Consider the following 8,340-nt stretch of genomic DNA (forward strand, 5'->3'; position numbering starts at 1 on the left):
TATCCATACTATAATTGTACCCTATTTAGTATAAATTTCCCTTAACAATTTCTTAAAAATTCCTTATTTTTAACAAATTTAGTAAAAAAGCCAGTATTCTTTATTGAATACTGGCTTTTAGCTATTATTTAATCTTTTAATAATTAAATACATCTGATAAATTTATTTCTAAATTTTCTAATATATGAACTTTAACTTTATCTAATTCACTATATATTTCTGGCCTTCCATACCTCTTATTTTCACTTAAGGTAAAAACACTAAGTAATTTTATGTCTGGTTCTATTATCCAATATTCTTTTACTCCAAACTTTTCATATATGTTAAACTTATAAAATTTATCATTTCTAGCTGTAGATGGAGACACAATTTCTACTATTAAATCAGGAATTCCTACATATCCTGTACTTATTAATTTACTAGAGTCACAAACTATTAATAAATCTGGTTGAAAAACGTTTTTACTTTCTTTTTCATTTTCATCACTAGTTAGAACTAAATCAAATGGTGACGAAAAGACACTGCAACTTTTTCCTCTTAAATAGTTTCCAAATTGAATTATTAATTCTCTTGAAATAGCTTGATGCTGCCATGATGGTGCTGCTTGCATATATGCAATTCCTTCAATAAGCTCCCACCGCTCTTCTTCTGGCCATTTTAAATATTCTTCATAAGTATATCTTTGTTCAGATTTTGGTAATAACATTAATGTCTTCACCTCTTTTACTATATAAGATTTATTATTTTTATTATATACCAATATTACTCATTTATATAGGTATTCTTAAAATTTAAAAAATTCTCATATAGCTTCTGCTTGAAAAAGCCAACTGTAATTGTACATACTTACCCTCTATTTTAAATATATAATTTTATTAAACAAAACCTTTTAACGTATTATTAATTTATAACCTTGTAAAACTTTGAATTAAATTTTAATAATATATTAGATTTCTTATATAAATATATAAAGATTTGAATAACAATATACCGAATATAATTATTGGAATAATAAGAAACTTTTTATGTGTTTTCTTTAAATATACGATACTAAATACTAATCCAATTAATGGAATTACGTATTTTATTATAATTGCAATAATAACAAAAACTAAAAATATTAGTGTTAAAATTCCCTCGTCAATATTAGGTTCACTATAAAATACCAATAGTATAGTTGAAATAACTGTAACTAACAACAATGATATTAATATAATTAAAAATTTTTTATTAATCTTTTTTAAATAATCTACTTTCGCTTTTCCTATACTATCTATACTAAGATTAGAACTTATGATTTCACATTCTTTTCTACAATTACTACAACTATCAATATGGCTTTTCACTAATTCATTTCCTTCATTACTTAATATATTTTCAATATAATTAGGCAACAAATCTTTAATTATTTCACATGATACTATATGTTTCATCTTACCCCTCCTATAAAAAGTTTAATAAATCTATATACTTATAGAGTAACTCAGTTATTAAATATATCACTATAATTAATAAAGATATAAAAAATGAATTTGAAATATTATAGCTACTACTTCCATATGAAGCTTTCTTCCATATCCAGCAAAATAATAATGCCATCATTGGAATAAAATAAATACCTATATTAAATATTACCATTAAAATAATTTCTTTAGTGGAAATTCTATGCAAACCAAGTCGAATGTTTTCACACATCATTGCTACACTTATACAAGCTACACTTATCATTATTAATGAAACAAACATTAATATAATTTTTAATTTAAATTTTCTAAATGTATCTATTTCACTATTTTTTTCATTAGAATTATTAACATCTAACATTTTATAATATTCTTTTTTACAAGTATCACATTCATTTAAATGTTGTTCAACACAAGCATTAGTTTCCTTACTTGCAATTTCATCAATATATATAGGTAATAAATCCTTAATTATGATACAAGATAATTTATTTTCCATATTCTAACCTCCTAATAAACTTAGATTTACCTCTATAAAATGTAACTCTAGCCCAATTTTCTGATTTTTCTAAAATCTCACCAATTTCCTTAAAACTTAAATCTCCTGTTAATCTAAGATACATAACTTCCTTATAAGGATTATCTAAAGATTGTATTATCTTATATATTTTTTTCTTATTTTCATTTGATATAACTAATTCTTCTGTAGAATCACTCCTAATTTGGATGTTTTCATCATATGAAACATTTATTGTTTTCCCTCTTTTCTCCCATTCTTGAAATAAAAGATGTTTAGCTATTTGACAAAGCCATACCGAAATTTTACACTTTCCATTGTATTTATGAATCGATTTAATTGCCCTTAAGAAAGTTTCCTGTGTTAATTCTTCAGATAAACTTGCATCCTTTGTATAACTAAGTAAAAAACCATATACAATCTTAGAATTCTCTTTATATATTTCACCAATAGTAAGCAATGTTTCACCTCCTGTAATATATATCCGATTTTTTGTGAATTCGTTACAAAATAAGTAAAAAGTATTTCTATCTAGTGAATTAATTCATAATCAAGAAATACTTTTTAAATTAAGTTTAGTATAATTTATAATTTAATTATATTTTATTCCATATTATATTATAAATATCTTCTCTAGATTTTATATCCCCACCATCTGCTATATCTATTGGATTTGCATGACTTCTTAAATAACTTAATACAGGTGCTCCAACAATAGGCCCAAGAATTGCTAATGTAGCAGGTGAAGCATAATATATTACTGCATGTGCATATATTTCTTTAGCAATTTGATACCTTGTCATAAGTCTAACTTGATAACTTCTTATTAAAACATCAGCTGTGCTTAAGCAAGTATCCTTATTTAAATACGATGTTGACATTGCTAGACTTGCTCCACCCCCATCAACATACTCCATCTCATCCTTGTCAATTTCTACATAGCTATTTGGTAATTGTAAGGCGTATTCTCTTTTTAATACAAAAGCGCTCATTTTCTCTCCTCCATTTTTATACATATATTTATTTTAAAAGAATTTTAGAATGTTGTAAATAATTAACAAACAATTAATTAATTCGCGCGCTATGTCTGCTAAAATTTATTTTTCTAATTTTCTTTTAATGCAAAGTAATTAACTAAATTTAACACCTATCAATTCTAAAATGTATTTCATATAAGTAATTTTTTCATATTTAACCCTTGTTTCAGTTACCATACCTATAGTTAAGTTAACTTTTTCTCCTTTAGAATCTTCTAAATATGTTTTATCTGGTTTAACCTTAACTTTAAAAAATACATTTCCTTTTTCATTATCTATAGTTGCATCTTCATCAATGCTTATTACTTTTCCTGGTATTGTTCCATATTCTGATTGCAATAAGCCTCCTATGACTAAAGATACTTCATCTTCTACATGTATTCTTGGTCTATCGGTTGAAGGTAACATAGTTTCTATTATTAATTCTTCCTCTTTACTTGTTATAGTTCCTATTAAGCTTCCTCCTTGTAGTACCATTCCAGAAGTTAATGGCGTATTTAAATGAATAACTCCGCTTTTTTGAGCAACTACTTTATATTGCTCTTTTCCCTTTTCTATAGCTTCCTTTTGAGCTACTAATTTAGATAACTCTAATTCATATTGATTTTTTTCACTTGTAAATTCAGAAATAGTTTTATAATAATGCTCATCAGATTTATTTTTTTGTGTTTTAGCATACTCTTTTATTTGTTGTTCATTTGCTCCTTGTTCTTTCAATGCTTTTTCATCTATAACAAACTCTTTTCTAGCTATATATGCTGCATTTAACTTATTATAAAATTCAACTTCTTCCTCATTGTATCTATCAAAATAATTAGTTCCATTAGTTGCATTTTCTTCTGCTAAGCTTAAAAGCTCTATTCTTCTGCTATAGCTGTTTATTTGTGCATTTATTTGCTCTAATTGAAGATCTGATTCCATACCATTAGTTGTAAATAATATATCTCCTTCCTTAACTTCACTTCCTTCAGATACAAAAACTTCTTTTATTTCTCCTGAAGTTTTAGTCATAATATGAGATTTATTTTCTGAAACTAAAACTCCTTGTCCTTTTACCATATATGTTTTTACTGATTTATTTGCCCAAATTAAGCATACTATAATTAATGCTGCAACTATTAAAATAACATATTTCATAAAAGCTGGTGGCTTTCTATCATAAAGGATTTTACTATCAGTAATTTCATTTAAGTTATATACTTTCAAGTAAATCTCCACCTTTCAAAGCTTCCATAAATACATCTGCTACTATATCTTCTTCTTCTTGTTTTACAAATACAGTATAAGAATCTCCCTTTAATTTAATATTATTTTCAAAGGCATATACTCCAAGCTTTTGATATGCAAATTGTAAATTTTCTTCTTTTTCTGTAAATCTAGCAAAAAGACAATTAGTTACCCTTAACTGTGACTTTAATTCATAGGGTTTTTCAACATTATTAATTGGATTTTTTAATTGAACCATTAGCTTTATTATTACTTTAACTTGTCCACTTTCATCTACTTCTACTGTAGAATAATTTATCGCTGGTCCTATAGTTGAGTTTCCCTTAGATTTAATATAACTATCCATCATATAGCTAATTTTATTTATATCGATTAATTCATTTTCACTTACTTCTCTAATTAATACATTATTAAGCTTTAAGGTTTTATTTTCTCTTAAAACTATTTTTTCAATTGTACTCATATTCCTCACCCTCTTCTATAAAATCTGCTTCTATATTTTTCTCTATATCCAAGTTATCTTTATATATAATTTCTTTTTCTTCTATTGAACCAACTTGGCTTATATAAAGCTTATAATAATATCCTTTTTTCTTTAATAAACTTTCATGGTCTCCTTCTTCTACAATTTTCCCCTTATCCATAACATAAATTATGTCACAGCTTCTTATAGTTGAAAGTCTATGGGCTATCATAAGCATTGTTATATTCTTACCTTTTTTAAATAAGGTATCAAATATCTTTGCTTCACTTATAAAGTCTAAGTTACTTGTTGCTTCATCTAGTATTAAGAAACTTGGCTTTTTAATTAAAGCTCTTGCCATTGCAATTCTTTGTTTTTCTCCACCAGAAAGTCCTCCTCCTGCTTCTTCTAAGAAGGTATCATACTTACCTGGAAGCTTTTCTATAAAATCCTTACAACCTGCATTTTCACAAGCACTCTTTATTTCTTCATAAGTTGCATTGCCTCTACCTAAAGTTATATTTTCTCGTATAGAGCCTGAAAACAATTCAACATTTTGAGGAACATAAGCTATATTTTCTCTTAAATTATATACGTCTAATTCTTCTATTTTATATCCATTAATATTTATTTTCCCTTCTTCAGGTGTATAGTACTTTAATAAAAGCTTAGATATAGTTGTTTTACCACTTCCTGACTCTCCAACTAAAGCTACATTTTTACCCTTAGGAATTTTTATACTAACATTCCTTAAAACTGGAGCCCTGCTACCATATCTAAAGGTAATATTATTTAATTCTATATCTCCATCTATTTTCTCTATTTTAACTTTATCTGTTTCACTTTCTTCTTGTTCTTTATCTACTTCATAGATTTCTGCAATTCTTTTTAATGATATACTAGCTTCTTGAATACTTAATTGTAATCCTATAAGTCTACCTATTGGGTCCATAAAATATCCTGATAGTGTTGAAAATGCCATAAGACTACCTAAGGTAATATCTCCATTCATAATCATTCTTGCACCAATATACATAATAACTAGATTTCCCACAGTAGATACTGCTCCTGAAATTGATCCTTGAATATTTGATAAAACCCCTTCTTTAAAGGATATCTTTAGATTTTTAATATATTGAGTTTCTAATTTTTCAATGCTTTTTTCTTCAGCAGCATGAACCTTTATAGTTTCTATTCCTTTCAAGCTTTCTATAATATGACTATTTAATCTTGCACTAGCTTCCATTTGTTCTAAGTTTATTTTCTTATATGGAGCCTTAAATATATAAATTAAAGCAGCACTAATTATAGTTAAAACTAAAATAACAATAAAAAGCTTTTCATTCATTACATAAAGTATTGAAGCTGATACAACTGCAAGTACAATATCCATAATTAGTGATAATGATACTGACGTTAATACATCTTTTATTGTAAAGGCATCACTAAATCTCGTAAGTATATCTCCTACCTTTCTTGAAGCAAAAAACTTCATAGGTAGTTTATATACATGCTTGAAATATCCAAGTAGCAATGGAATATCTATCTTTTGAGATAAATAAAGTAACATATGCTGTCTTATTGCACCTAAACCTATTTGAGTTATTGCTAAAAGCAAAAATCCTATAACAAATATATTCAATTGATTTTTTAAACTATATGGAAGTATTTCATCCATAAGTATTTTATTAAAAAAGGCAGATGCTATTCCTAGTATAGTAAGTATTGCTGAAGTTATAATACTATATGCAAATAATGCTTTTTAAGGTAATAATAATTGTATAAACTTAGAAAGTATTCCTTGTCCTTTTACCTTACCTACATTAAATTCATTATTAGGTATTAATAGTAATAATACTCCATCAAAGCTTTTAAAAAATTCATCAACGCTCTTTTTTACTTTTCCATTAGCCGGATCTAATATTGTTACTTCTTCCTTTTTAATTTTATGTATAATTACAAAATGGCTTAATCCTTCTTTTGTAATAACATGAGCAACTGCAGGGAGTGTAAATTTTTCTTTAAACCCTTCCTTATCAACCCTAATTGCCTTAGTATCAAACCCTAGCTTTTTTGCCCCATCTTCTAAGCCTAATAAGGTCGTCCCTTTTATATCAGTTCCAAGTATATCTCTTAACTTTGTTATAGTTATTTCTTTTTTATAATACATACAAACTGTTGCAAGACAAGCTGCAGCACAATCTGTTATGTCATGCTGTTTGACTAAGTATCTATATCTCATCAAGACCTTCCCCCTTTTATTGTAATATTATAATTTATTTTACAATTTTATACTTATATTTGGATTTAAACGTAAAAATAAGACTTAAAAGGAATTTTTTATATAAATTATTCCTTTTAAGTCTTATTTTTCATCTTAATATATTAACTTATTAATTAAATCAGCTAAACTTTTATCTATTTTATTGCTCAAATTACCATAATATAAATTTCCTTGGTAATCCATGATACATCCTATAAATTCCGCATCTTGGGTATTTAAGTAATTTGCATAAATATAATAAATTTTATTTGCCTTAGCAAAATCTTCTTTATTATATTTAATTTCTCCATATCTTTCTTCTAACTTTATTAAAATATCTTTGTCAATTTGTATATCTTCCATTTCTTCAGCATTAATTCCACATAAAGCAAATCTAGAATATTTTTCAAAAGCTTCATTAACTAAATTAGCATTTTCTAAAAATTCTGCTTTTGAATAAAATCTCGAATCATCTCCTAAAGTTTTTATATGTGTATTGCTAGAATCTGTTTTATCTGTAACTATTTCATGATTCATAAAAAGATAAATAATGAAATTCATATTCTTAGGCTCTACCGTCCCCACAGGGTTACTATTTAACTCATCTGAAAACTTAAATTTTGATGGAAAATATATAGAATCTTGAAATTTTAGTGGCCCATATTCAATATTACTTGTTAGCATTTTTGCTACTATTTTTTTGCTATTAAATCTTCCTTCTTTATTGTAATTAAATCTAATAATTACAGATATGCAAATAATTATAGCTATTATAGATATATAAATTATGCCTCTTTTCTTTTTATTAATTTTATTTTTCTTCATTTTTCTCCTCTCTCTTTCTACATATATTTATTTTAGAATAACTTTAAATTATAAAAAACTACATAATTTATTTGCTATGTTCATTTATTTTATTATATATAACTTCTAATTAAGTAAATTCTAATTTATAATATTATACTAAATAATTATATTTATATATGTACTTTATATTTAAATGCAAAAAAAAGATTAAAAGGAATTGTTTAAATAACTTCTTCCTTTTAAATCTAATTTTTTCTATTTTTCTATTTTTTTATTTTACTAATTATTATTTTATTCCCTCAATATTATCTTTATAATTATAACTTAAGTCGGCTTTTTCATTATAATTTTTAAAGCTTATCTCCCATAATTTTGGTTTTACTTTTCTTATCTCCTTCAAATAATCTAAGTTTACTGCAAATGACTTATGTGTTCTTATAATATTTTTATAGTTTATTTCAGTTATTAGTTTTTCTAGTCCATTTGATTTTATATTGTATTTTCCAACTCTAGTATGCATAATACATTTTTTTAAATAATATTCTATAAATAATATTTCTTTC

The 8,340-nt window shown here is 25.3% G+C and carries 11 protein-coding genes; all 11 read right to left on the reverse strand.

Translation table 11 applies throughout. The annotated features are described in order from the left end of the window. Window positions 1–136 precede the first annotated feature (136 nt). Window positions 137–706, reverse strand: a complete 570-nt coding sequence (locus tag A500_RS02890) for a Uma2 family endonuclease (RefSeq protein ID WP_016206089.1) — start codon at window positions 704–706, stop codon at window positions 137–139. A 229-nt stretch (window positions 707–935) separates the two neighbouring features. Continuing rightward, window positions 936–1,433, reverse strand: coding sequence for a zf-HC2 domain-containing protein (locus tag A500_RS02895; protein WP_016206090.1), 498 nt, complete (start codon window positions 1,431–1,433; stop codon window positions 936–938). 10 nt (window positions 1,434–1,443) lie between these two features. Beyond that, a complete protein-coding gene (locus A500_RS02900) occupies window positions 1,444–1,962 on the reverse strand; it encodes a zf-HC2 domain-containing protein (RefSeq protein ID WP_016206091.1) in 519 nt (172 codons plus the stop codon). Then, window positions 1,952–2,440 (reverse strand): RNA polymerase sigma factor, encoded by a 489-nt coding sequence (locus A500_RS02905; protein WP_016206092.1) that lies wholly within the window; start codon window positions 2,438–2,440, stop codon window positions 1,952–1,954. The genes A500_RS02900 and A500_RS02905 overlap by 11 nt, the downstream gene beginning before the upstream one ends. A 136-nt stretch (window positions 2,441–2,576) precedes the next feature. Then, a complete protein-coding gene (locus A500_RS02910; RefSeq protein WP_016206093.1) occupies window positions 2,577–2,972 on the reverse strand; it encodes a hypothetical protein in 396 nt (131 codons plus the stop codon). A 138-nt stretch (window positions 2,973–3,110) separates the two neighbouring features. Continuing rightward, on the reverse strand, window positions 3,111–4,223 hold the full coding sequence (locus A500_RS02915) for an HlyD family secretion protein (RefSeq protein ID WP_016206094.1): 1,113 nt from the start codon (window positions 4,221–4,223) through the stop codon (window positions 3,111–3,113). After that, on the reverse strand, window positions 4,210–4,707 hold the full coding sequence (locus A500_RS02920; RefSeq protein ID WP_016206095.1) for a hypothetical protein: 498 nt from the start codon (window positions 4,705–4,707) through the stop codon (window positions 4,210–4,212). Before A500_RS02920 ends, A500_RS02915 begins: the two co-directional genes overlap by 14 nt. Continuing rightward, window positions 4,694–6,448 (reverse strand): peptidase domain-containing ABC transporter, encoded by a 1,755-nt coding sequence (locus tag A500_RS02925; RefSeq protein ID WP_341349933.1) that lies wholly within the window; start codon window positions 6,446–6,448, stop codon window positions 4,694–4,696. Before A500_RS02925 ends, A500_RS02920 begins: the two co-directional genes overlap by 14 nt. Window positions 6,449–6,469: 21 nt before the next feature. Further along, the gene (locus A500_RS21065) at window positions 6,470–6,949 is read right to left on the reverse strand and encodes a cysteine peptidase family C39 domain-containing protein (protein ID WP_242835029.1); all 480 of its coding nucleotides are present in this window, start codon (window positions 6,947–6,949) and stop codon (window positions 6,470–6,472) included. Window positions 6,950–7,084: 135 nt separating this feature from the next. After that, complete coding sequence (locus tag A500_RS02930) at window positions 7,085–7,795, reverse strand: hypothetical protein (RefSeq protein ID WP_016206096.1); 711 nt, start codon at window positions 7,793–7,795, stop codon at window positions 7,085–7,087. 268 nt (window positions 7,796–8,063) lie between these two features. Next, window positions 8,064–8,340: LytTR family DNA-binding domain-containing protein (locus tag A500_RS02935; RefSeq protein ID WP_016206097.1), on the reverse strand; the 277-nt coding region annotated here is incomplete at its 5' end.

Source organism: Clostridium sartagoforme AAU1, assembly GCF_000401215.1.
GTDB classification, from domain to species: Bacteria; Bacillota; Clostridia; order Clostridiales; family Clostridiaceae; genus Clostridium; species Clostridium sartagoforme.

Coding starts and splice junctions, on each gene's coding strand:
- A500_RS02900 (WP_016206091.1), bottom strand. CDS start 1,962: ATGGAAAATAAATTATCTTGTATCATAATTAAGGATTTATTACCTATA.
- A500_RS02910 (WP_016206093.1), bottom strand. CDS start 2,972: ATGAGCGCTTTTGTATTAAAAAGAGAATACGCCTTACAATTACCAAAT.
- A500_RS02890 (WP_016206089.1), bottom strand. CDS start 706: ATGTTATTACCAAAATCTGAACAAAGATATACTTATGAAGAATATTTA.
- A500_RS02930 (WP_016206096.1), bottom strand. CDS start 7,795: ATGAAGAAAAATAAAATTAATAAAAAGAAAAGAGGCATAATTTATATA.
- A500_RS02920 (WP_016206095.1), bottom strand. CDS start 4,707: ATGAGTACAATTGAAAAAATAGTTTTAAGAGAAAATAAAACCTTAAAG.
- A500_RS21065 (WP_242835029.1), bottom strand. CDS start 6,949: ATGAGATATAGATACTTAGTCAAACAGCATGACATAACAGATTGTGCT.
- A500_RS02895 (WP_016206090.1), bottom strand. CDS start 1,433: ATGAAACATATAGTATCATGTGAAATAATTAAAGATTTGTTGCCTAAT.